General features: G+C 72.7%; 23 protein-coding genes. 12 read left to right on the top strand and 11 right to left on the bottom strand.

Annotated elements, in window-relative coordinates:
* Window positions 1–16: 16 nt before the first annotated feature.
* Window positions 17–880 (bottom strand): LLM class flavin-dependent oxidoreductase, encoded by an 864-nt coding sequence (locus ACZ61C_RS35745; protein ID WP_465312312.1) that lies wholly within the window; start codon window positions 878–880, stop codon window positions 17–19.
* Between the two features lie 149 nt (window positions 881–1,029).
* Between ACZ61C_RS35745 and ACZ61C_RS35740 the strand changes: the two genes are divergently transcribed.
* Window positions 1,030–1,917 carry a LysR family transcriptional regulator gene (locus ACZ61C_RS35740; protein WP_465312311.1) on the top strand — a complete coding sequence of 296 codons (888 nt, stop codon included), beginning with the start codon at window positions 1,030–1,032 and terminating at the stop codon, window positions 1,915–1,917.
* Window positions 1,918–2,027: 110 nt separating this feature from the next.
* On the opposite strand, the gene ACZ61C_RS35735 is transcribed toward ACZ61C_RS35740, so the two are convergent.
* From ACZ61C_RS35735 to ACZ61C_RS35725, 3 genes are read right to left on the bottom strand one after another with little or no spacing between them, the layout of a single operon-like run.
* A complete protein-coding gene (locus ACZ61C_RS35735) occupies window positions 2,028–2,618 on the bottom strand; it encodes a hypothetical protein (protein ID WP_465312310.1) in 591 nt (196 codons plus the stop codon).
* Between the two features lie 11 nt (window positions 2,619–2,629).
* Entirely contained in the window at window positions 2,630–3,616 is a 987-nt protein-coding gene (locus ACZ61C_RS35730; protein ID WP_465312309.1) for a hypothetical protein, read from the bottom strand.
* A 13-nt stretch (window positions 3,617–3,629) separates the two neighbouring features.
* The gene (locus tag ACZ61C_RS35725; protein WP_465312308.1) at window positions 3,630–4,703 is read right to left on the bottom strand and encodes an alcohol dehydrogenase catalytic domain-containing protein; all 1,074 of its coding nucleotides are present in this window, start codon (window positions 4,701–4,703) and stop codon (window positions 3,630–3,632) included.
* A 79-nt stretch (window positions 4,704–4,782) separates the two neighbouring features.
* Between ACZ61C_RS35725 and ACZ61C_RS35720 the strand changes: the two genes are divergently transcribed.
* Window positions 4,783–5,562, top strand: a complete 780-nt coding sequence (locus ACZ61C_RS35720) for a helix-turn-helix transcriptional regulator (RefSeq protein WP_465312307.1) — start codon at window positions 4,783–4,785, stop codon at window positions 5,560–5,562.
* On the opposite strand, the gene ACZ61C_RS35715 is transcribed toward ACZ61C_RS35720, so the two are convergent.
* The gene (locus ACZ61C_RS35715) at window positions 5,538–6,116 is read right to left on the bottom strand and encodes a TetR/AcrR family transcriptional regulator (protein ID WP_465312306.1); all 579 of its coding nucleotides are present in this window, start codon (window positions 6,114–6,116) and stop codon (window positions 5,538–5,540) included. The genes ACZ61C_RS35720 and ACZ61C_RS35715 overlap by 25 nt on opposite strands.
* 60 nt (window positions 6,117–6,176) lie before the next feature.
* Here ACZ61C_RS35715 and ACZ61C_RS35710 point away from each other — a divergent pair, with 60 nt between their 5' ends.
* The 8 genes from ACZ61C_RS35710 to ACZ61C_RS35675 all read left to right on the top strand — a co-directional run bounded on the left by ACZ61C_RS35710 (window position 6,177) and on the right by ACZ61C_RS35675 (window position 14,474).
* The gene (locus ACZ61C_RS35710; protein ID WP_465312305.1) at window positions 6,177–7,184 is read left to right on the top strand and encodes a hypothetical protein; all 1,008 of its coding nucleotides are present in this window, start codon (window positions 6,177–6,179) and stop codon (window positions 7,182–7,184) included.
* A gap of 155 nt (window positions 7,185–7,339) precedes the next feature.
* Window positions 7,340–8,119 (top strand): hypothetical protein, encoded by a 780-nt coding sequence (locus ACZ61C_RS35705; protein WP_465312304.1) that lies wholly within the window; start codon window positions 7,340–7,342, stop codon window positions 8,117–8,119.
* Window positions 8,120–8,177: 58 nt separating this feature from the next.
* Entirely contained in the window at window positions 8,178–9,464 is a 1,287-nt protein-coding gene (locus ACZ61C_RS35700; RefSeq protein ID WP_465312303.1) for an alpha/beta hydrolase fold domain-containing protein, read from the top strand.
* 15 nt (window positions 9,465–9,479) lie between these two features.
* On the top strand, window positions 9,480–9,842 hold the full coding sequence (locus ACZ61C_RS35695; RefSeq protein WP_465312302.1) for an Imm8 family immunity protein: 363 nt from the start codon (window positions 9,480–9,482) through the stop codon (window positions 9,840–9,842).
* A 129-nt stretch (window positions 9,843–9,971) separates the two neighbouring features.
* Complete coding sequence (locus ACZ61C_RS35690) at window positions 9,972–11,108, top strand: adenosylhomocysteinase (protein WP_465312301.1); 1,137 nt, start codon at window positions 9,972–9,974, stop codon at window positions 11,106–11,108.
* Window positions 11,109–11,182: 74 nt separating this feature from the next.
* Window positions 11,183–12,058 (top strand): LLM class F420-dependent oxidoreductase, encoded by an 876-nt coding sequence (locus ACZ61C_RS35685; protein ID WP_465312300.1) that lies wholly within the window; start codon window positions 11,183–11,185, stop codon window positions 12,056–12,058.
* Between the two features lie 191 nt (window positions 12,059–12,249).
* Window positions 12,250–13,530, top strand: coding sequence for a hypothetical protein (locus ACZ61C_RS35680; RefSeq protein ID WP_465312299.1), 1,281 nt, complete (start codon window positions 12,250–12,252; stop codon window positions 13,528–13,530).
* A gap of 290 nt (window positions 13,531–13,820) precedes the next feature.
* Window positions 13,821–14,474, top strand: a complete 654-nt coding sequence (locus tag ACZ61C_RS35675; protein ID WP_465312298.1) for a GTP pyrophosphokinase — start codon at window positions 13,821–13,823, stop codon at window positions 14,472–14,474.
* Window positions 14,475–14,481: 7 nt separating this feature from the next.
* Here the strand turns inward: ACZ61C_RS35675 and ACZ61C_RS35670 are convergent, their stop codons facing one another.
* On the bottom strand, window positions 14,482–15,135 hold the full coding sequence (locus tag ACZ61C_RS35670) for a TetR/AcrR family transcriptional regulator C-terminal domain-containing protein (protein WP_465312297.1): 654 nt from the start codon (window positions 15,133–15,135) through the stop codon (window positions 14,482–14,484).
* Complete coding sequence (locus ACZ61C_RS35665) at window positions 15,132–16,436, bottom strand: cytochrome P450 (protein ID WP_465312359.1); 1,305 nt, start codon at window positions 16,434–16,436, stop codon at window positions 15,132–15,134. The genes ACZ61C_RS35670 and ACZ61C_RS35665 overlap by 4 nt, the downstream gene beginning before the upstream one ends.
* An 81-nt stretch (window positions 16,437–16,517) precedes the next feature.
* Between ACZ61C_RS35665 and ACZ61C_RS35660 the strand changes: the two genes are divergently transcribed.
* Window positions 16,518–17,075, top strand: a complete 558-nt coding sequence (locus ACZ61C_RS35660) for an ester cyclase (protein WP_465312296.1) — start codon at window positions 16,518–16,520, stop codon at window positions 17,073–17,075.
* 45 nt (window positions 17,076–17,120) lie between these two features.
* On the opposite strand, the gene ACZ61C_RS35655 is transcribed toward ACZ61C_RS35660, so the two are convergent.
* The 3 genes from ACZ61C_RS35655 to ACZ61C_RS35645 all read right to left on the bottom strand — a co-directional run bounded on the left by ACZ61C_RS35655 (window position 17,121) and on the right by ACZ61C_RS35645 (window position 18,879).
* The gene (locus tag ACZ61C_RS35655) at window positions 17,121–17,549 is read right to left on the bottom strand and encodes a hypothetical protein (RefSeq protein WP_465312295.1); all 429 of its coding nucleotides are present in this window, start codon (window positions 17,547–17,549) and stop codon (window positions 17,121–17,123) included.
* Between the two features lie 130 nt (window positions 17,550–17,679).
* Window positions 17,680–18,141 (bottom strand): hypothetical protein, encoded by a 462-nt coding sequence (locus tag ACZ61C_RS35650; RefSeq protein WP_465312294.1) that lies wholly within the window; start codon window positions 18,139–18,141, stop codon window positions 17,680–17,682.
* A gap of 75 nt (window positions 18,142–18,216) precedes the next feature.
* Window positions 18,217–18,879 carry a DUF998 domain-containing protein gene (locus tag ACZ61C_RS35645; protein WP_465312293.1) on the bottom strand — a complete coding sequence of 221 codons (663 nt, stop codon included), beginning with the start codon at window positions 18,877–18,879 and terminating at the stop codon, window positions 18,217–18,219.
* A gap of 196 nt (window positions 18,880–19,075) precedes the next feature.
* Here ACZ61C_RS35645 and ACZ61C_RS35640 point away from each other — a divergent pair, with 196 nt between their 5' ends.
* Complete coding sequence (locus ACZ61C_RS35640; RefSeq protein WP_465312292.1) at window positions 19,076–21,535, top strand: M14 family zinc carboxypeptidase; 2,460 nt, start codon at window positions 19,076–19,078, stop codon at window positions 21,533–21,535.
* Window positions 21,536–21,580: 45 nt separating this feature from the next.
* Here the strand turns inward: ACZ61C_RS35640 and ACZ61C_RS35635 are convergent, their stop codons facing one another.
* A complete protein-coding gene (locus tag ACZ61C_RS35635) occupies window positions 21,581–22,186 on the bottom strand; it encodes a LysE family translocator (protein WP_465312291.1) in 606 nt (201 codons plus the stop codon).
* Window positions 22,187–22,323: the final 137 nt, after the last annotated feature.

Here is a 22,323-nt window from a genome sequence, read left to right as displayed (position 1 = left end):
GCCCGCGGCCGGCCCCTCACCCGAGGGCGCCGGTCGCGGGCGCGAGGCGTTCCAGGGTCTCGACGTCGGCGGTGAAGTCGTCGGTCGTCGGGGGCATGAGGACCACGTGGTCCGCGCCCGCCGCGAGGTGGGCGCGCGCCTTGGCCGCGATGGCGTCCGGCTCGCTCTCGGCGACCACCGCGCCGGCGAGCGTGTCGACGTCGCCGGCCGAATACCCCAGCCGTTCCACGGCTTTGCGGTACCAGTCCATGCCCAGGCTGCCGGTCACCTTCTCCCGCGCCGCCTCGGCGCCGCCGGTGACCACGGGCAGGCCGACCACCAGCAGCTTGCCCGGCCCGAGCGCCGCGCGGGCTTCGGCGGTGAGCTCCGGCGGCAGGTTCGCCGGGAAGGCGCCGTCGGTCAGCTCGGCGGCCAGAGCCAGCATCTTCGGGCCGTTGGCGCCGAGGATCCGCGGGTAGGCCGCGGCGGGCGCGGGCGGCCAGGTCTGCTCGTCCATCCGCGTCAGGTAACCGCGCACGGTCTCCAGCGGGCGGCCGTAGTCCCGGCCCGCGGCGGCGGCCTGCGCCGGGTGGCCGGCCCCGATCCCGAGCACCAGCCGGTCCGGGAAGGCGTCCGCGAGCTGTGCCGCGGCGGCGTGCAGCACCTGCGGTTCGCGGGCCCAGACGTTCGCGATCCCGGTGCCGAAGGTGAGGTGCTCGGTGGCGGCCAGCAGGAGCGCCAGCTGCACGAGGGCGTCCTTGCCGCCGACGACCTCGTTCGTCCACACGGTCCGGTAGCCGGCGTCTTCGAGCCGCCGGGCGCCGTTGCGCTGCGCGTCGGCCGACGGTGTTTTGGTGAACGAGATCGGCAGGTAGACGCCGATCGGTCCCAGATCCTTCATCAAGGTCCCTCCGCGAAGTGTGTCTCCTTCCACCGTGGGGTCACGGAGCGTGCCAGGTCCAATGAGTGTTTCGCGCAGCGTGACGCGGTTCGCGCATCACCGCAGGTCGTGGTCTTCGGCCGGACTGGCGCCCGGGCTACGCTGGGGACATGCCCGACCCGGATCTGGACCTGCGGCTGGTGCGCAGCTTCACCGTTCTCGCCGAGCGGTGCCACTTCGGCCGCGCCGCCGCCGAGCTGCACCTGACGCAGTCGTCGCTGAGCCGTCAGATCATCCGGCTGGAGCAGCAGGTGGGCGCGCGGCTGCTGGACCGGACCCCGCAGGGCACCCGGCTGACCGAAGCCGGCGAAGCGTTCCTGCCACTGGCCCTCGAGGTGCTGCGGTCGGCGGCCGCGGCGGCGGCGCACGCGCGGTCGGCCGCCCGGCTGCGCCGGATCACCGTCGGCTACATCGCGAACCTGGTCGTCACCCCGGCCGTGCGGGAGCTGCGCCGCCGGCACCCCGACGCCGAAGTGCGCACCCAGCACCTGCGGTGGGACGACGCCCGCGCGGCGCTGCTGGAGCACCGTGTCGACGTGGCGGTGGTCCGGCTGCCGCTGCCGTCGGCGCGGCTGCAGGTGACGGTTCTCTACGACGAGCCGAGGGTGCTGCTGCTCCCGAGTGACCACCGCCTGGCGGGCAAGGAGTCGGTGACGCTCGACGACATCGCGGACGAACCGCTGCCCCGTGCGGCCGACGCGGCGTGGGACGCGTTCTGGCGCATCGACCCCCGCCCCGACGGGCGCCCGGCCCCGGACGGGCCGCGCCTGGCCGAGCTGGACGACAAGTTCGAGCTGGTGGCGAGCGGTCAGGCGGTGGCGATCGTCCCGGCCGGCCCGGGCACCGTCGGCAGCCTGCGCCCGGACCTGACGACGGTGCCGCTGGAGGACGTCGAACCGGCCCACGTGGCGGTGGCGTCGCGCGTGGACGACCGGAACGGGCTCGTGGCGGCGTTCCGCAAGTACGCGGAGGCGCTGCTCACCGGAACGCCCGGCTGAAGGGTGCGGGCCCGGCGTGAGCCGAAGGGGGCCTTCCTCTGCTCAGTTCGGAGGAAAGTCCCCTTCGGCGCACGCGGGGCTCCATGTGTCCTTTGTGGATACTCGAAGGGTCATCGGGACGCGGCGGACGCGCCCGCCGTGCTGCGGGTCTGTTCCGCCCGCTTGCGTTGGATCGCTTCCTGCGCGCGCTGCAACTTGTCGTGCCAGGCTCCTGAATCGTTCGTCATGATGTGCTCCGCGGGACCGGATGTGACGGGTGGGAGGAGGCGGCCGGGCCGGTGATCGACTGCCGGTGCCGTGGGGTAGAGATACCCACGCCACTCGCCGGTCAACCCCCTTTTGTGTGCTCCACCAGGGTGAAGCCGGGACGCGGGTGGGCCCGTGCCCCGGCTCGCCACGGTTCGGCGGGCACACTTCTCCTGCGCGGGAAGCGTTTCCCGCTCGTGCATTTCGAACAGCAGCGCCAGAGCCGCGGGCTCGAGGTCCGCCCGGGCCTGCATCGCGAGGACCTCGCGCAGCAGTTCGCGGAACGGGTCCTTGTCCCGCGCCTGGTTCTTGAACGCCGCCAGGTGGTGCGCGGCGACGGCGAGCACGAGTGCCGTGCGGTCGGGGAAGTGCCGGTACACCGTCGCACGGCCCGGGCTCACGCGGCGGGCGTCGACGCGCGGGGGCCCGGCCGCGGACGGTCGCACAGCGCGCATGACCCCTGACCCTACTCGCGAGTAGTGAGCCCGGCGATCACGGGCAAGCCGGCGCGCTCCAGCTGCCGGGCGATTTCCCCGGCGGGGTACGGCGTCCGCCGGTCTTCGGTGTGCAGAGCGAAGTAGAAGTCGTTGACGACCGCCGCGAGCGGGGCGTACCGGCGCAGGAGCGGCGACGGGTGTTCCGCCGCGTGGTCGCGGACGAAAGTGTTGCGGGCACGGGCATCCGGCCACTCGCCGAGGCCCCGGACGACCCGGTTGACCAGCTGGGTCAGGACGTAGGCCCGGTCGTGGTCGGCGTGCTCGGCCAGGAACGCGGCCTCGGCGTCCGAAAGCTCGAACCGCGGTGACACCGTGAGGCCGAAGTCGGTGAGGTAAAGCCGCTCGCCGTCGGTGACGATGTTGGCGAAGTGCGCGTCGAAGTGCTGGACACCCTGCCCGGCGAGGAACTCCGTGACCTGCCGGAGGTCCCGCTCCAGCGGCAGGTCGTCGCCGTCCCGGCCGGCGAGGCTGTGCGGCAGGTGCTCGAGGAACAGCACGAGGTCGGTGGTGGCTCCGGCGAGTGCTTCCAGCCGGCGCCGGACGCCCGGGTCGCCGTGCCAGAACGCGACGTCCGCTTCGATGTCGGTGCGGGGCCGCGGAAGGCCGGGCAGGATCCGCCAGTGGTGCAGGAGCGGGAAGTTCTCGCACGCGCCTTCGCGGACCCACGCGGTCGCCATCAGGTGCGCTTCCAGCTCGCGCCAGGCCCCGCCGCCCGCCGAACCGACGCCGTAGTGCGACCACGGCGGCAGCCCGTAGAGGTCGGCCGTCGAGCGCGGGTTCGCCAGTTCGACGTCGGTGAGGGGGACCCGCTTCACGAAGACCGGTTCGCCCGCCACGCTCAGCAGCCAGGTCGACCCGCCGATCCCGGCGCCGAGTGGCCGCGCGCCGGCCAGGAGGTCGTCGGGCGAGTCTTCGAGCGCTGCGGCGAGCTTCTCGTGGCGGGCGAGCCGGGTCATCCTTCGACCGTACTCACGGCCGGATCACCGTGAGGGCGAAGCGCGTCCGGCCGCTTGCCGCGTGGTCGAGGGCACTCGTGATGTCGTCGAGGCCGAACTCCGTGACGGCGAACTGGCCGAGGTCCAGCAGACCGGCGCGGGCCAGCGCGATCAGGCTCGTGGTCGCCGTCCGCGGGGCCAGCCACTGGCCGCGCACCGTGATGCCGTTGCGCATGAGCCACGGGTAGGGCAGGGCGAGGTCGGCGCCGCCGAGCATGCCGACGCCGCCCATCAGCACCACCCGGCCGCCCTCGCGGACCGCCATCGCCGCGGCCCGCACCGGCGCGGTGCTCGCCGACGGCGGCAGCAGGTCGAGCACAACGTCGATCGGGCCCGGGGCCACCCGGCGCAGGCGGTCCGTGTCGCCGTCGCCGGTGAGCCGGACCGTCCGGACGCGGGCGCCGAACCGGCGCTCCAGGTCGGCCAAGACGGCTTCGTCACGGCCCGGCGCCACCACGCACGCCGCGCCCATGGCGAGCGCGACCGCGACGGCCGCGCTCCCGAAGTTCCCGGTGGCGCCGCTGACCAGCACTGTTTCGCCTGGTCGCAGGTCGGCCGCGAGCCAGCCGCCGTAGGGCACCAGGCAGAGCAGGAGCGCGGTCCACCGGCCGGCGCCGGCCGGGTCGACCGGCCCGAGCGGCACCGCGTTCTCGGTCGGGACGAGCACCTGCTCGGCGTACGCGCCGTGCCCGAAGTGGCGCTGCAGGAACAGACCGCCGTCCCCGCGCGCGCTCAGGCCCTGGAGCGTGATGTCCGGGGTCAGCGCGTCGTCGCGGGAGCGGATCGCCGGGTCGCACAGCACCCAGTCGCCGGGCGTCAGGCGGGTCGCGTCCGGGCCGGTCGCGCGCACCCGGCCGACCGCGCCGGCGCCGGGCACGACCGGCAGCGTCAGCTGGTAGTTCCGCTCGCCGCGGAACACCTCCGCCGCGTAGGGCAGCACGCCCGCCGCGACGACGTCGACCAGCACTTCGCCGGTGCCGAGGGCCGGCGCGGGGATGTCTTGCACGGACAGGGGTTTGCCGAACTCTTCGAGGATCGCGGCTCTCATGCCTCGATCGTCGGCGAACCGGGAGCGGCTATCCAGGCCTGGTATCATCCTGGGACTGCCGAGTGCCACGGAGGTCGTCATGCCGGAGGTGGCCCGCGCCGGGCTGGGGGAGTTCCTGCGGTCGCGGCGCGAACGGCTGAACCCCTCGGCGCTCGGGCTGCCGGACCGCCGCCGTCGCCGGACCCCGGGGCTGCGCCGCGAAGAGGTCGCCGAGCTGGCCGGCATCGGCGTCGACTGGTACATCCGGCTCGAGCAGGGCCGCACGGTCAGCCCGTCGTCCGAAACGGTCGAGGCGCTCGCCGGCGCCCTGCGGCTGGACGACGCCGAGCGCGCCCACCTGCGGGCGCTGGCCCGGAACCCGGCCCGGACCCCGTTCCGCCGCGAGCAGGTGCCCGAAGCGACCCGCCGGCTCGTCGAAGGCCTGAGCGAGCCCGCGTACGTGACGGGCCGCCGCTGGGACGTCCTGGCCTGGAACCCCGCCGCGGCCGAGCTGTTCACCGACTTCGGCGCGGCACCGGAAGCCGACCGGAACGTCCTGGTCTTCCTGCTGCTCGGCACGCGCGGCCGGCGGCTGTTCGGCGACGGCTGGGCGGCGCAGGCCGAGCACGCGGTGGCCCAGTTCCGCGCCGCGCACGACCTGTGGGCCGGTGACCCGGCGTTCGCCGGGCTCGCGGCGCGGCTGCGGGCCGGCTGCCCGGAGTTCGCGACGTGGTGGGACCGCCACGACGTCGGCCGCAGCGGACCCGGCCGGAAGACGTTGTTCGTGCCCGGGCCCGCGGTGTTCGACTACGCCGTCTTCCAGGCCGCCGAGGACCCGGAGCTGCGGGTGACGATCTACGCGCCCACCAGCGGCAGGTAGACCTCGTCGACGATCTCGACGAGCACGCCGTCGTCCACTGTGGTCAGTCCGCGCGTCAGGAGTTCGTTGCGCAGCAACACGAGCGCGACCGTCGCGACGCGCGGGTGCCGGGCTCCGGGGCGTGCCTCGCCGCGGGCGACGGCCCGCTCGACGATCGTGAGCCAGGTCTTCGCGCCTCCCTCGGCGGCCTGTTCGTAGAGCTGCTCGCGGAGTTCGGGCTCCTCGCCGACGCCGGTCAGGAGACCGCGCAGGATCCGCGCGGCGGGCGAGGTCTGGCCGCAGTTGATCGTTCGCAACAGCGTCAGCGCGTCCTCGCGGAGGTTGCCGGTGTCGGGCGGCTTCAGGGTTTCCTCGGCGAGGAGCCGGTAGGCGGCGACGCCGAGTGCGGCGCGGTTCGGCCAGCGGCGGTAGATCGTGTTCTTGTTGGTGCCGGCCCGCTGCGCCACCCGCTCGATGGTGAGGCCGGGGTAGCCGGCCTCGGCGAGCTCGTCCGCGGTGGCGCGCAGGATCGCCTCTTCCAGCTCGGCGCCGCGGCGCCGGGTCTTTTCGGCCATGAGCGTCACTCTACCGGCTTAGGGTACGGTACGGACCGTACCCTAAATTCGGGAGGAACAGTGAGAGCCAAGGGCATCGGCTACGACACCGGGCTGGAGCTGAACGGCCGGTTCAACCGCCCCTTCGACGCCGGGCTGGTCCGGCGTGAGCTGGCGGTCATCCGTGACGACCTGCACTGCACGGCGGTCCGGCTGATCGGCACCGACCTCGACCGGATCGAGTTCGCCGCGCGCGAGGCGGCCGCGCTGGGGCTGGAGGTGTGGTTCTCGCCGTTCCCGATGGACCGGACGCCGGAGGAGATCCTCGCGCTGCTCACCGACGGCGCGTCACGAGCCGAACGCCTCCGGGCGGCCGGGGCGGAGATCGTGTTCGTGACCGGGGCCGAGCTGAGCCTGTTCAACCACGGTTTCCTGCCGGGGGACGGGATCGGGGAGCGGCTGTCCGGGCTGCTCGCGTCGCGGGAGCTCATCGCCGGGCTGTCCGACCGGGTCAACGCCTTCCTGGCCCGCGCGGTCCCGGCGGTCCGCGAGCGGTTCGGCGGGCGCGTCACGTACGCGGCGGTGCCGCTGGAGCGGGTCGACTGGGCGCCGTTCGACATCGTCTCGGTGGACGCGCACCGCTCGAAGGAGGTCGCGGATGTCTACCGCGAGGGCGTCCGCACGCTGGTGGCGTCGGGCAAACCGGTGGCGATCACGGAGTTCGGCGTGACGCCCTACCGCGGCGCGGCCGACCTCGGCGCGCGGTGCGGCGAAATCGTGGAGTACGAAGGTGACGTCCCGGTGCGGTTGAAGGGCGAGTACGTCCGGGACGAGGAAGAGCAGGCGCGGTACCTCCGGGAGCTGCTGGAGATCTTCACGGCGGAGGGCGTCGACGCGGCTTTCGCGTGCACGTTCGTCTGTTACGGCCTGGTGCACCGGGCGGACCCGCGGACGGACCTGGACATGGCGAGCTGGGGAGTGGTGAAGCTGCTGGAAGACGGTGCGGGGGAGACGTACCCGGGCGTGCCGTGGGCGCCCAAGGCGGCGTTCGGTGCACTGGCGGACTGCTACTCCGCATCCATCAGATGAATCATCGACCAATTGGGCGAGCAACTTGCCAACGACTACCGGAGAGCGCTAGCTTCGAGAGGTAAGACATCGGATGTCCAGCCCGGTTTTCCGGGTCCGTCCGCCGACCGATGTGCACCCCTGCCGAACTTGTCGTCAGGAAGGACACACCGACGATGCCGGAATTCCCCCGCAGGACGGCGTTCGCCGTCGCCGCCCTCACCGTGCCGCTTCTGTTCAGCCCGATCGCCGAAGCCGCGCCGTTGTGGCACCCGAACCCCGCCACCGACGGCCTGAAGGCCTTCGAGGGCATCGAAGCCGACCGCGGCAACCACCACCCCGACCGCAAGTACGTCGTGGTCGAGGGCGACCACTACCGCTTCACCATCTGGAAGGACGACCGCGACACGACCGGCGGCGGCGACCGCCAGCGCACCGAGTCCAAGGGCATGGTGCAAAGCGGCTCCACGCTCAAGATGCACGACGGCGAGACCTGGACGCTCTCCTACGAGATGTACATCCCGGGCTCGCTGCACGGCACCAGCAAGTTCACCCACATCTTCCAGACCAAGACTCCGTCGACCAACGGCGGCCCGTGGGTGACGCTCGACCTGACCCGCAGCGGCGGCAAGGAGATGCTCAACGCGCGCGCCTACGCCAACCCGGGCTCGCCGAGCATCGCGGCCACCGACCTCGCGCCGCTGCGCGACAAGTGGATCACGATCGAATGGACGTTCACGCCGGGCTCGAAGGGCAAGGCGTCGGCCGTCATCCGCAACGGCACGGGCACCGGCGCCCCGGTGGCCGCGCAGGGCAGCATGAGCAGCGTCACCATCCCCGACCAGGGTGACTACGTCCGCCCGAAGTGGGGGATCTACCGCTCGGTGCAGAGCGCCTCTTCCGACATCCTCGACACGTATCTGCTGTTCCGGAACTACACGGCGTCGCGGAAGTAACGGCGCTGCGCCGCCGGAGCCGTGGCGGTGCCGGCCGGTACCGGGTGACACTGGCGGCATGAAGGTCGTCGACGGACAGCGGGGCGTCTACCGCCCGTCGACGACCGCCGTGCCTCTCCTGCGACGCGGTCCGGTGCTGGTCACGGCCGCTTTTGCCGCGTTGGGCGGGGCGCTGATCCCGGCCGTCTCGGTGCCCGCGCTGTGGCGGGTCTGGCAGCTGTACGCCATGTTGTTCGCCCTGGTCGCGACCCTCGAGCTGGTGGCCGTCTTCGCGGTGCTGGGGTGGCCGACCCGCAGGACGGCCCACGCCGCCGCGCTCGCCGCGACGACGTCGCTGGCGGTGTGGGTGGCCAGCCGGCCGCTCGGGCTGCTCGTGCGCCTCGACCCCTGGCAGCCCGCCGACGCGGTGGTCGGCTTCACCGACTACGTCGCGGCCGGGCTGCAGGTCGTGGCGGTGCTCGGCTTCCTGGTCGTGGCCCGGCGGCGGGCGCACCCGCGGCCGTCGGCGCTGCTGCGCGTGTCGGCGTGGATCGTGCTGTTCCCGGTGCTGCTGGTGGTGTTCGCGACGGGCGCGGCCGGGACCGTCGCTGCCGGAGCGGGCATCACGGCGCCCACCGCGTCGACGTTGCTCGACGGCGCCACGGTCGAGTACTGCCGCCCCGGCGGCGTACCGCTGGCGATGGACGTCGCCCGGCCGCGGCCGGGCGGGCCGCCGGCGCCGGTGGCGCTCTTCCTGCACGGCGGCGGGCTGATCGCCGGCGACCGCAGGACCGCCGGACCGGGTGCCGAGCTCGCCGGGTCCCGGCTCACCCCGCTGCGGGACGAGCTGACGGCCCGCGGCTTCACCGTCGCGTCGATCGACTACCGCCTCGCGCCCGCCGCACCGTGGCCGGCGGCGCTCACCGACACCCGCTGCGCCGTCCGGTTCCTCAAGGCGAACGCGGCGGCGCTGAACATCGACCCGGCCCGCGTCACGGCGGTCGGCTCCGGCGCGGGCGGCACACTGGCGTCCCTGCTCGGCGTCGCGCCGGGGCCGGACACCGGTCAGTACCCCGGGCAGGACAGCAAGGTCCGCGCGGTGGCCGCGCTGGCGGCCCCGGCCGAGTTCGACCTCACGGGCCTGGACCCGGTGACCCGGGCGTCGGTGCTGGTGGCCCTGGGCCGCGCACCGTCGACGTTGCGGGCGGCGAGCCCCCTGGCGTACCCGGCGGCGGGCGCTCCGCCGTTCCTGATCGCCGAAGGCGGCCGGAAGTCGGCGGAGTTCGCGGACCACCTGCGCGCGGCGGGCGTCCCGGTCACGACGAACCCGGACGTCGCCGGCTTCCTGGCCGCGGCGGTCGGCTGACGGCACACTGGCCGCATGCCCACGGTGCGTCCCGAGATCAAGTACCTGATGACCCCCGACACCGACCCGCCCGAGTCGTTCGTCCCGGCGGACCCGGAGCGGTTCATGTTCCTGGTCCAGCTGATCGCGGGCCCGGAGGGGGAACCGGGCGAGGAGTCGTTCCAGTTCGTCGTGTGCACGCCGGGGTGGCTGCGCGAGGAGGTGGCGAGCGGGCCGATCTCGCTTCGCCACCACGTGATCGTCCACCACTACGACTGGCCCGCGCTGGTGGCGTACTTCGAGGGCCTGGTGGCCGGGTGCGTCGGCGCGAACTGGCACGAGGCCGCCGAGCGGCTGGCCCGGTACGGGTGGTGGGAGTTCGAGGACTACACGCCCTGATAGCTTGAGGCCATGAGCGGACGAGGGCTGGTGGCGCAGATCTTCGGCGACCACTCGTACCGCTGCGACTTCTACGGTTGACCGGCCCCGCTTCCGGGTCCCCTTTCTCCTTCAACCGCTAGGAAAGCCATGCCTTCTTTTGTGCACGCCGGAACCCAGTGGGCGCTCAAGCACATGCCCCTGACCACCGCCGCCGTCGAAGAGACCGCGCCGTTGCTCGCCGGGCGGCGGCTCGCCATGTGCCTGCACGTCGAGCCCAAGACCGCGGCCCTGGTCACCCTGCTGGCCCGCGCCGGCGTCGAAGTCACGCAGACCGGCTCACCCGGCACCACCCACGACGACGTCGCCGACGCACTGCGGGCGCTCGGCGTGCGGGTGCACACGCGCCGCGCCGACGATGACGCCGCCCACGCCCGGAACGTCGCGAAGGTCCTCGAGTGCGAGCCGGACCTCACGCTCGACAACGGCGCCGACCTCACGTTGTCGCTGCTCGGGTCCGGCGTCCCCGCGAGCTACCTCGGCGGCACCGAGGAGACGACCACCGGCGGGATCCGGCTGCGGGAGAAGCAGGTCGGCCACCCGGTCGTCGTGATCAACGACTCACGGCTGAAACTGCTGGTGGAGAACGAGTTCGGCGTCGGGCAGAGCGTCGTGCAGGGATTCCTCAACGCCACCAACCTGATGGTGCCGGGCATGCGCGCCGCCGTGCTCGGTTACGGGCCGTGCGGCAAGGGCGTCGCGGACACCCTCTCGCGGCTCGGCGCGCGGGTTTCGGTGTGCGACACCGACCCGATGCGCGCGCTGCAGGCCATTTTGGACGGTCACCGCGTCGGCCCGGCCCTCGAGGTCCTGCCCGGCGCGCAGGCGGTCTTCACCGCGACCGGCGCCCCCGGGGTGGTCGGCGAGGCCGAGCTGGCGGTCCTGGCCGACGGCGCGCTGCTCGCCGGGGTCGGCCACTTCGCGTGGGAGATCGACGCGGACGCCCTGGGCGCGGCGACCGTCCGCACCGTCGAGTACGGCGAGCCCGGCCGCCGGACCGGGCACGTGCTGGCCGACGGCCGCGAGGTCGTCGTCCTCGACCACGGCCGGATGCTCAACCTGACCGCCGCCAACGGCAACTCCGTCCAGGCCATGGATCTCGGCCTCACACTGCAGGTCCGCAGCCTGGCGGCGGTGGCCGCGGGCGGGCTCGCCGCCGGGGTGCAGGCGGTGCCCGGGCCGGTCGAACGGCGGATCGCCACCGACCTGGTGGCGCGGCTGCGGTAGCCGGGGCTTGCCCTGGAGCGCGCTCCAGGTCCTAGCGTGGCGGGCACGCCGACCGCACGTCAGGAGAACGTCTCATGGACCTGGGTTTCCACCTCCCCATCTTCGACATCGACGGCGGGACCACCGCCATCGCCGGTAAGCTCGCGCGCGTGGGCGCCGCGGCGGAGGAGGCCGGGGCGACGTGGCTGTCCTTCATGGACCACTACTTCCAGATCGAGCCCACCGGCCTCCCCGCCGAGGCGAACATGCTGGAGGGGTACACGACGCTCGGCTTCCTCGCCGCGCACACGTCCCGGATCGACCTCGGCCTGCTCGTCACCGGGGTGACCTACCGGCACCCCGGGCTGCTCGCGAAGATCGTCACAACGCTCGACGTCCTCTCGGGCGGGCGCGCGGTGCTCGGTGTCGGCGCGGCGTGGTTCGAGCGTGAGCACGTCGGGCTCGGGGTGCCGTACCCGCCGATCGCCGAACGGTTCGAGCGGCTGGAGGAGACGCTGCGCATCTGCGGGCAGATGTGGGACCCGGCGGACAACGGCCCGTTCGAGGGCAAGCACTACCAGCTGGCCGAGACGCTCTGCTCGCCGCAGCCGATCAACCGGCCGAAGGTGATGATCGGCGGCAGCGGCGAGCGCAAGACGCTGCGGCTCGTCGCGCAGTACGGCGACGCGTGCAACCTCTTCGGCACCTCGCCCGAGGACGTCGCGCACAAGCTGGACGTGCTGCGGCGCCACTGCGACGACGTCGGCCGCGACTACGACGACATCCGCAAGACGATCCTGGCCAACAACCCGCGGCCGGGCCCGGACACGCGCGACGAGTTCGTCCGCGCGATGGCGGGTTTCGCGAAGCTGGGGGTCCGGACGGTGATCGTCACCCCGACGACGGGGTCACCGGCGGCGTGGATCGACGGCATGGCGCCGGCCGTGCCGCAGCTGGCGGACCTCGGCTGACGGAAGCGCGCGTTGACACCGCGCTTACTCCGGCTCTGGTAGGCAGGGCCCCGAACCGGTGGGCCGCCGGTTCGGGGTTCGTCCTGTCCACAGTGGATTTTCCTTGGTGGTAACGGGAAAATCCGGATGAACCGCTCTGGTCGTCCCGCCCGTGTGCCGGGGTGAGGTGGCGACCAGAGAGGAGGGGCTTGATGCCCCAAGTGCGCACTACCGGACGACACCGCAAACCGGCGACGATCGGACTCGCCGCACTGCTGGGAATCGCGGGAGCGACCGCGACGGCAATCGCGTTGAGCAGCCCGGCCGGCAACGCGGCCACCGAAGACTGCGGAGGGCTGGACACGGCCCTGCAGAACAATCTCGCTTTCATCGCAGGTCAGCAGGCCGCGCCGGACGCCCAGTCCGAAGCCCGGGTAGCCAACCGCCAGGCGGTGGTCGACCAGATCCGGCAACGCCGCACGGCGGCGGGCTGCGACGGAGCGGTGGCGGCGAGCGCGACGCTGGCGGCGTGCACGGAGGTGGCCGGGCTGGCGGACCAGGTGGCCGCCAAGAACGACGCTGCCGACCAGGGTGCGGCGGCGGACGAGAACGGGATGGGCGCCGGTAAGGCGAAGAAGAAGGCTGCCGAGCAGGATGCGGCGGATGAGAACGGCATGGCCGCTGGCAAGGGCGCGGCCGCCGAGAACGGCATGGCCGCCGACCAGGGCGCGGCGGACGCGAACGCCGCGGCCGACCAGAACGCGGCGGGCGAGCAGGCTTGCCAGGTGGTCCAGCAATGCCTGACCCAGGCGACCGGGACGGCGGACGCCAACGGAATGGCGAACCAGAACGGCAAGGCCGCGGAGAACAAGGCCGCTGACCAGCAGAACGGCATGGCCGACCAGAACGGCATGGCCGGTGGCGGCAAGGCCGCCAAGGACCAGGCGGCCGACCAGGGTGGCATGGCGGACGACAACGGCGCCGCCCAGCAGGACGGTATGGCTGGTGGCGGCAAGGCTGCAAAGAACCAGGCTGCCGATCAGGGCGGCATGGCCGACCAGAACGGCATGGCCGACCAGAACGGCATGAACGCCCAGGACCAGGCCGCAGCCCAGAACGGCATGGCAGACCAGCAGGAGAACGCGGCCCAAGCCGAGATCTCCGCCCAGGACTGCGCGGCGCTCCTCGAGTGCGTCGCCCAGGCCGATCCCGCCGCGGCGGCCGGCCAGCAGGGCATGGCCACCGAAGAGAGCACCCGCAAGAAGGCGGCCGACCAGGGCGCGGACGGCAAGGCCGCGGACGGCAAGGCAGCGGGCAAGGCAGCGACCGGCAAGGCGGCCGACGAAAGCGCAGCAGCCGACGGCATGGCCACCGCCGACCAAGGCGCCGGCGACCAGGCCGCGACCGACCAGGCCGCGATCGAGCAAGCGGGCGCCATCGCCGCCAAGTGCGTTGCGTCCGTCACGGCCGCAACCGTCCCCATGGGGCGCTGACCCCGACCGCAAGCCCACCTCGGCCCGGACCGCGCCCGGTCCGGGCCGAGGTGACACCAGCACCCCCGCCCGCGCCTGGTCCGGGCCGGCGTGCAACGGCCTCCGGGACCGTTCCTGGTCCGGGTCGGGGTGACATCGGCACCGCCCCGGCCGCGGCGACACCCCGAACAGCACCTTTTCCACCCCGATCCGGTGACCCGCGGGAACCCCGGCCCGTCGCCGATCGTTGTCCGGAGGGAGCCCAGTAACCTGGAGCTCGGACCCACGACCGACAACAGCACGAGGCTTCAGTGACCACCGACCCGGCGGCCGACGAGACTTCCCTGCGCGAGGCGGCCGACGAGCTCGCCGTGGCCGGGCAGCTCCCGCGGTTCCTCCTGATGTACAAGTTCGCCATCGAAGAGCTGATGACGAAGCTGCGGATCCTCAGCGAGGAGTTCGACTTCGTCCACCGGCACGACCCGATCGAGCACATCACGAGCCGCGTGAAGCGGCCGGAGGCCATCAAGGAAAAAGTGCACCGCCGCGGCCTCGGTGACGACTGGGTCTCCGCGGCCGGCGCGCTCGACGACATCGCCGGGATCCGCGTTGTCTGCCCGTTCGTCGACGACGTCTTCGCGGTCGCCCGCATGCTCACCGCCCAGGACGACGTCGAACTCTTGCGCACCAAGGACTACATCGAAAAGCCGAAGGCGAACGGCTACCGCAGCCTGCACCTGATCGTGCGCATCCCGGTGTTCCTGTCCGACCGCGTCGAAAAGGTCAAGGTCGAGGTCCAGCTGCGCACCATCGCGATGGACTTCTGGGCCGCGGTGGAGCACAAGCTGTCCTACAAGTACCGCGACAGCGTCCCGCCGGACTTCGCCGGTGAGCTCGCCGCCGCGGCCCGGACGGCCGCGGACCTCGATTCGCGGATGGCGGCGTTGTACGAACGCATCCGCTGACGAGCCGTCACGGCGCGAGCGCGTCCAACAGGATGCCCAGCCCGAACTCGAACTCCGCTTCGTGGTCGCACACCGCGAGGAACGGCGCCGCCGCGGAAACCGCCGGTAGCCCTGATCCCGTCAGATCCGCCAGCCGGTCCTGGGTGCCCGGTGGGTCGGCGCCGCTGAACGTCGGCGCCGCGTCGACCTCGCGCATCAGCGTCCCGATCAGGAACGCCAGCACCGCGCGCAGCCCGTGCACCGCGCGGTCCGGGGGATACCCCGCCGCCAGCAGCGGGCCGAGCACCGCCTCCACCGGGGCGAGCGCGGTCATCGACGCGAGCTGGCGGGTCAGCACGAGCGGCGCCGCGCGCGGGTGGCCGAGCATCGCCGCGCGGAAACCGTGGGCGAGCTCGGACATCGTCGCCCGCAGGTCGCGCCCGGGAACCGGCGCGGGGATCGCGGCGAGCAGGACCTCGGCGACCCCGTCCAGCAGGGCGTCCTTGCCGTCGACGTGGTTGTAGAGGCTCATCGGGTCGACGCCGAGCCGGCGCGCGAGCTTGCGCATGCTGACGGCCTCGAGCCCTTCGGCGTCGACGAGCGCGAGCGCCTCCCGCAGGATCCGCTCCCGCGACAGGGCACCGTCGGCGTCCTTGGGCGGACGGCCACGCCGGCCCGTCACGCGGCGAGCACCGCGGGCAGGTATTCGTACCCGCGGAGGATGCGCGTCTGACGTCGACGGCCGCCGGGCAGCACCCGCAGGCCGGGGAAGCGGCCGAAGATCGTCCGCAGGCCGATCTCGCCCTCCATCCGGGCCAGCGACGCGCCCAGGCAGTGGTGGCGCCCGGCGCCGAACGACACGTGGTCGCGGGCGCCGGCGCGGGTGACGTCGAAGACGGCCGGGTCGGCGAACACGCCGGGGTCGCGGTTCGCGCCGGCCAGCACCGTGGTCACCAGCGCCCCGCGCGGCAGGCGGACGCCGGTGATCTCGGTGTCACGCACCGCCAGTCGGCCGGTCAGCAGCACCGGCGGGTCGTGGCGCAGCACCTCCTCGACGGTGTTGCCCCACAGCTCGGGCCGCTCGCGCAGCACCGCGAGCTGCTCCGGGTGCTCGCTCAGCAGCGCGATGCCGCTGCCGAGCAGGTTGACGGTCGTCTCGAAGCCGGCCGCCAGCACCAGCCCCGCGGTGGACTTCAGCTCGGTCTCGGTGAGCCCGACACCGTCGTCGCGCGCCGCGACGAGCCGGCTGAACAGGTCGTTCCCGGGGTGGCGGCGCAGGTGGTCGAGGTGTTCGCCGAGCCAGGCGTCGAACTCGGCGAGCGCGGTCTCGACGTCGCGGAAGGTGCGCCACCCGAGCCCGAGGTCGAGGCTGGGCGCGGCCGCCGCGCCCAGCGACAGCACCTTGCCGAGCTGCTCCGGCGGGACGCCCAGGATCTCGCTGATGACGGTCACCGGAAGCAGTCCGCAGTAGGCCTCGACGAGGTCGGTCTCGCTCCCGGGCTCGAGGCGCTCGAGCAGGCCGTCGGCGATCTGCTGGACCCGGCCGCGCAGCTGCTCGACGGCGCGGGCGGTGAACACGCCGGTGACCAGCTTGCGGTACCGGGTGTGCTGGGGCGGGTTGACGGCCAGCAGCGACGGCGGCCGCACGGGGTGCAGGTGCTCGCCGGCCGACCACTCCACCAGCCGCCCGAGCGCGGAGCCGTCACCCCCGACCACGCCGACGCGGAAGTCTTCGCTGGCCAGCACCTCGCGGACCGCGCCGTGGTGGGTGGTCATCCAGCCGAAGCGGGTGCGGGCGAGCGGGCCGGCGGCGCGGATCTCGTCGAACAGGCCGGTCAGGTCCCGGCCTTCGGCGGCGTCGACGACCATCCGGCCCTGGAGGTCGCCGCGCCGGGCCTCGCGGCGCAGCACGGTGCGGGGGAGCGCGTGGCCGAGGCCCCAGCGGATGGCGGGCTTCGCCCGGGCCAGAGCGGTGTCGAGCACGGTCACGGTGTCCCCTTCCCACGGCGTGCCTACAGTGTAGGTTATCGTCGAAACCTACACCGTAGATTTAAGGGAGCCCCGATGACCGCGTTCGCCATCCCCGGCCCGGCCGTCCTCGAAGCCCGGCAGAAACTGGTGCTCGACCACTTCCGCGACGAGGTCGCCCAGGACTGGGACGCAACCCTCTCGACGTTCCCGCACCCGCACTACGAGGTCGTCGCGACCATGACGGTGCACGACGGCGACGGCGCAGTCCGCGGCTACTACCACGACACGCGCGCCGCGTTCCCCGACCAGCACCACGAACTGATCGCGCTGCGCCACAGCGCCGACGCGGTGATCGTGGAGTTCTGGCTGCTGGGCACCCACCTCGGGCCGTTCGGGAAGATCCCGGCCACGGGGTCCCCGTTCCGGGTGCGGATGTCGGCGTACTTCGTCTTCGACGCAGCGGAAAACCTCGTGTGCGAACGCATCTACTTCGACACGCTCTCGATGCTCAAGCAGCTCGTCGGCGGGGTGGACAAGAAGAACCCGAAGAACTGGCCGCTGCTGGTCAAGGTCGTGCGCGGGCTGCTGGCCATGTCCGGCGAAGCGCCCGACCCGCGGCTGGTCCACACCACCGAGCCGGACCTCGGCTGAGGGCGCCGACGTCCGTCCTTGGTGGACGACGTCGGCGCCCGCCGGTCAGGAGCCGACCGCCGTGCACGTCCAGCGCAGCGGGCCGTATTCGCTGCCCGTGTTGCCGAAGACCGTGCCGTCGTCCCCGACCACGAAGATGTCCGCGTCGACCCCGTCCGGGGCCGGGAGCGCGCCGAGCAGCTTGGTGTCCTGCCAGACGGCCGCGTGCCCGGTCAGGCTGTCCAGGCTGCCCGCGATGAGCCCGTGCGCGTTGATCGCCTCCGCGGTCCCGCCCCGCTCGAGGGGCCGCGGGTCGGCGGGGCCGTGCCAGGCCAGGGCGCGCGAAGCCGGCCACGGGGAGTCGATCGCCGTGCCGACCACGACGCCGTTGCGGAGCTCGCGGATGAGCACCGGCCGGTCTTCGCCGGTCAGCGGGATGACCTGCCCGTGGCGCCAGAGCGCGCCCAGCTTGTTGCCGGGGGCGTTGAGCAGCACCGTGCCGTCGTCGTCGAGGTCGATCCCGTACCCGGCCGGGCTGTCGATGACGAGCGGCCCGGCGGACAGGTTCGACCACAGGATGCTGACCGGGTGGTCGTCGCGGAGGGTGTAGGCGCTGGCCAGGACGTCACCCCGCTCGTTGAGGGCGGTGGCCGAACCCGATGCGGTAACCGGCCGGGGTGGGCAGCTGCGTCAGCGTGCCCGGCCCGCGGTGCCCGCCGCTGAACAGGTAGACGCCCACTTCGGTGGACGTCGGCAGGCCGCCGGAGAGCAGCACCGTCCCGGCGGAGTTCTCGCCGGCGATGTTCGGGTAGACGAACGACGCGAGCGCGTCCGGGATGCGGGGCTTGTCGTCGGTCCAGAGCACGACCCGGCCCATGTCGACCGACAGGTCGGCCACGGTGCCGACGTAGTTGCCGTGGCTGTCGGTCCCCTCGACGTCGGTGAATTCGGCGTCGTACCCGTCCGGCGGGACGACCTTGTGCGCGGTCCAGGTGCACGGTGCGGCTGCGGTCGCGGCGGCCGGAGCGGTGAGGACAGTGCCGAGCGCGAGCGCGGCGGCCGTGAGCACGGCAGCACGTCGAGACATGCGATCTCCCCCTGAGGTCGGTGAACGCACGCTGCACGCCCGGCGCCCGCCGCCGGTTGGGCCGTCGGCGGGGTGCTACCCGATCGGCCTAGCGGCCCGGTCGCCGACCGGGGCGAGCAGCACGCCGAGCGCGAGCAGCTCGGTCAGCGCCATCCCGCGTTCGACCAGGCCGAGCGGGATGAGCGTCCACCAGCGGCCGCCTTCCACCGCGGCGACCACCACCGCGCCGAGGATCACGGCGAACCAGCCCAGCGACACGATCGCCAGCACGCGCGCGAGCCACCGGCGCACGGGGGAGCCCGGCAGCGCCGTGCGCGCCGCGACCAGCACCGCCAGCGGGAGCGCGACGAACGCGACGACACTCGCGATCCGGTGCAGCGTGCCGCCGAAGTCCGAGCGGGAAACCGTGGCCCAGTCGGGTTTCGGGAACGCGACGATCACCAGCAGCCCGACCGTCCACAAGGCACCCAGGACGGCCGCGGGCGCGGGCAGCCGCCGTTGCCGGGCCAGCACGGCGAGCCCGGCGGCCGAGCCGAGCGCGACCAGGACCACGGCCAGGTCGAACAGCCACTTGTGGTCGGACAGGCCGTATTCGCTGATCGTGCGGCGGGTCGCGCTGATCTCGTCGGTCGGCGGGATGACCTGCAGCAGCAGCACCAGGCCGGCGCCGAGCACGAGCGCGGCCACGCCGGTCAGCGAGATCGCGGCGGAAACCCGTCGCGCAGGGATCGTGACCATGCTCCGACAGTAGCCGGTCCCCGGTTGAACTCCCGGTGAAACGGGCCTTTCGGGCAGGTGGAACGGCCGCGCTGTACAACTTACGGCGGTTACCGCGGCCGGATTTCCTCCATTATGGTCACTCGCTACCGGTACGTCCGTGCTGCCGGCCTCGTCAAGGAGGTCTTGTCCTGTGGGGAATTCACCAAGACGACTGGTGCTGCTGGCTTCGGCCGTGGCACTGGCCGCCACGTTCGTAGCGCTGCCTGCCGGAACGGCCGGCGCGGCGCAGAACATCCTGCGTGCCGACAAGTCGGTACCCCGCTCCTGCTTCGCAAAGGTGCAGCCCAAGGGCACCGCGGGCACCGACCGCCGGGACGTCACGTCCACGGTGGACGGTCTCGTCCAGGCCCGGCTCAAGCCGGTGCAGGGCGCCGAAGGCGACTGGGACGTCGCCGTGTTCGACAAGGCAACCGGCGCGGTGGTCGCCGCCTCGACGGCGTTGCGAACCCGCGAACTCGCCGAAAGCTTCGTGAAAAAGGGCCAGGAGCTCGTCGTCCAGGGCTGCCGGTACGGCGGCTCGGCCGGTCAGGCCCAGCTCGGTGTCGACTTCCTGGCGCTGACCCCGCAGGGCACGCCGACCACCGCGCAGAAGGCGCAGCTGGTCCGCGTCCAGACCCCGACCCGCGCCGACAAGGCCAAGCTGACCGGGCTCGGCCTCGACGTCACCGAGAAGGGTGACGCGACCGGCGTCGAGGTGGTGCTCGCCGACGACACCGACCGCCAGACGCTCGCCAAGAGCGGCCTGAAGTCGACCGTGGTCCAGGCCGACCTGTCGGCCAAGTCGGTCGCCGACGCCAAGGCCGACCGCGCGTACGCGGCCAAGACCCCCAAGTCCGTCCTGCCTTCGGGCCGGACCAGCTACCGGCACCTCTACGACTACGAATACGAGATGAAGGAGCTGGCCCGCGCCAACCCGAAGCTCGTCTCGGCGTTCACCATGCCGGAGTCGACCTGGGAAGGCCGCGACGTCATGGGGCTGGAGATCGCCACCGACGTCAAGAACCTGACCGACGGCAAGCCCGTCGACTTCACCATGGGCGTGCACCACGCCCGGGAGTGGCCCGCCGGCGAGACGGTCATGGAGTGGGCGTACGAGCTGGTCAACGGCTACGCGCACGACAACCAGATCCGGAGCCTGGTCGGCAAGACGCGCAACGTCATCGTGCCGATCGTCAACCCGGACGGCTTCGACATCTCCCGCGAGGCCGAGCCGAAGGGCGACTTCTCCCGCTTCGACTACGAGATGAAGCGCAAGAACTGCAACGTCAACGACTCGCCGCCGCAGTTCGCCACCGGCGTCTGCAAGGCCAACCCCGGCGGCCGGATCCGCGGCACCGACCCCAACCGCAACTACGCCGGGTTCTGGGGCGGCAACGGGGCCGAGATCGCCTGGAGCGGTGACACCTTCCGCGGCTCGGCGCCGTTCTCCGAGCCGGAGTCGCGCAACATCCGCTCGATCGTCTCCTCCCGCCAGGTGACCAACCTGATCACCTTCCACACCAACGCGGCCCTGGTGCTGCGCCCGCCGGGCGTGGCCGACGTGCGGCCGCCGCTGGAGGAGCCGCAGTACAAGGCGCTGGGCGACAAGCTGGCCTCGCGCAACGGCTACACGAGCGAGCCGAGCTGGGCGCTCTACGACACGACCGGCACCACCGAGGACTGGTCGTACTGGGCCACCGCGGGCTGGGGCTTCACCATCGAGATCGGCGGCGCGGGCTTCCACGAGGCCTACGAGACCGCCGTCGTCGCCGAGTACGCCGGGCTGGCCCCGACGACCGGCGCGGGCAAGGGCGGCAACCGCGGCGCGCTCCTGGACATGCTGTCCAATGCCGCCGACCCGCAGCAGCACTCGACGCTGATCGGCTCGGCGCCCAAGGGCTACCAGCTCAAGCTGCACAAGACGTTCCAGACGCCGACGTCACCGGTGATCCAGGCCGACGGCACCACCAAGCCGCCGATCTACGTCACCGACGACCTGAACGCGAAGCTCACCACCACCGGCGGGCGGTTCGCGTGGTCGGTCAACCCGTCGACCCGGCCGTACGTGGCGGGCCGCTACGGGCGCGACCCGCAGGGGCCGGCGCAGCAGGGCTACCCGGTCACCAACCCGGCCGGGGTGCCGCCGATCAACCAGAACTACCCGGCCGACCCGGCGGGTGACTCGTTCACCTTCCACCTCGACGGCCTGCCGAAGGTGGACAACGGGAAGTTCAGCGTCAACATCAACTGGGCGAACACCGCGACCGACTGGGACCTGTTCATCTACGACTCGGCCGGCAACCTGGTCAGCTCGTCGGCGAACGGCGGCACGACGTCCGAGCACGCCGTGCTGTTCGACCCGCCGGCCGGCGACTACAAGGCCGTGGTGGTCAACTACGACCAGGCCGACCCGAACGCCGTCGACGACTGGACCGGGGACGTGTCGTTCTCGTCGCCGATCCCGCCGACGTACGGCACGAAGGAGGCCTACCAGCTGACCTGCTCGACGCCGAACGGCAAGCTCGTCGGGGTGGCGGACGTGTTCGCCGACCGCGGCCAGACGATCGACGTCGGTGAGGTCTGCACCCGCTCCGCGCACGCGCAGAAGCAGCGCGCTTCGGGCGGCGTCCGGTAGTTCTGTGTGGTTCGTGAAGGCCCCTTCGCTGCGGCGGAGGGGCCTTCACGGCGTTACGGCGAGGGTGATGCCCAGGACGACGAGAATCGCGCCGACAACGCGGTTGAGGGCCGGTTTGGCGTGGGCGTACCAGCGCTGGGTGGCAGGGGAGGAGAACAGCAGCGCAACGCTGAGGTGCCACCCGGTCGAGACAGCGACGATCAGCACGACGGCGGCGACCTTGACGGCGGTGGGTTCGGACGGCGGCAGCGTCGCGGTGAGCACGCTCCCGAAGAAGGCCGCGGCCTTCGGGTTGGTCAGGTTGCTGGTGACCCCCTGGCGGAAGGCGCTCCCGTGGCCGGCGGGAGGAGCCGCGTCGGGTGCACGGGCGCGGAGCCAGAGCCGGACGCCGAGCCAGGCCAGGTAGCCGCCGCAGACGACCCGCAGGGCGGCGGCCAGCCAGGGTTCCCGCGCGAGAAGGCTGCCGAGCCCGAAGACGGCCACGGCGGCGAGCAGGCCCCCGGCGGCGATCACCCCGAGCGCGACCGCCACGGCGGCCCGGCGCGACCCGGCCGCGGCGGTGTGCGCGATGAGGACGAAGTTGGGACCGGGGGAGACGGCGGCGGGGAGATAGGCCAGCAGGACGGTCCCCAGCGTGGCGGCGGGGCTCACGTGCGGTGGTGGATTCCGGTGGTCGGGGTCATGTCGTGCACGGTATTGGTGCCGGTGAACGGAAGGTCATGGGGTTGGTGCGGCCGGGGCTGGGGCGCTCGGACCGGGTAGTCGTGAACGGCGGCGGGCACCGGCCG

It is taken from the genome of Amycolatopsis sp. NPDC104587, from assembly GCF_055583645.1.
The sequence above is the reverse complement of the archived record's forward strand: the minus strand, read 5'-3'. Positions and strand labels throughout refer to the sequence as shown.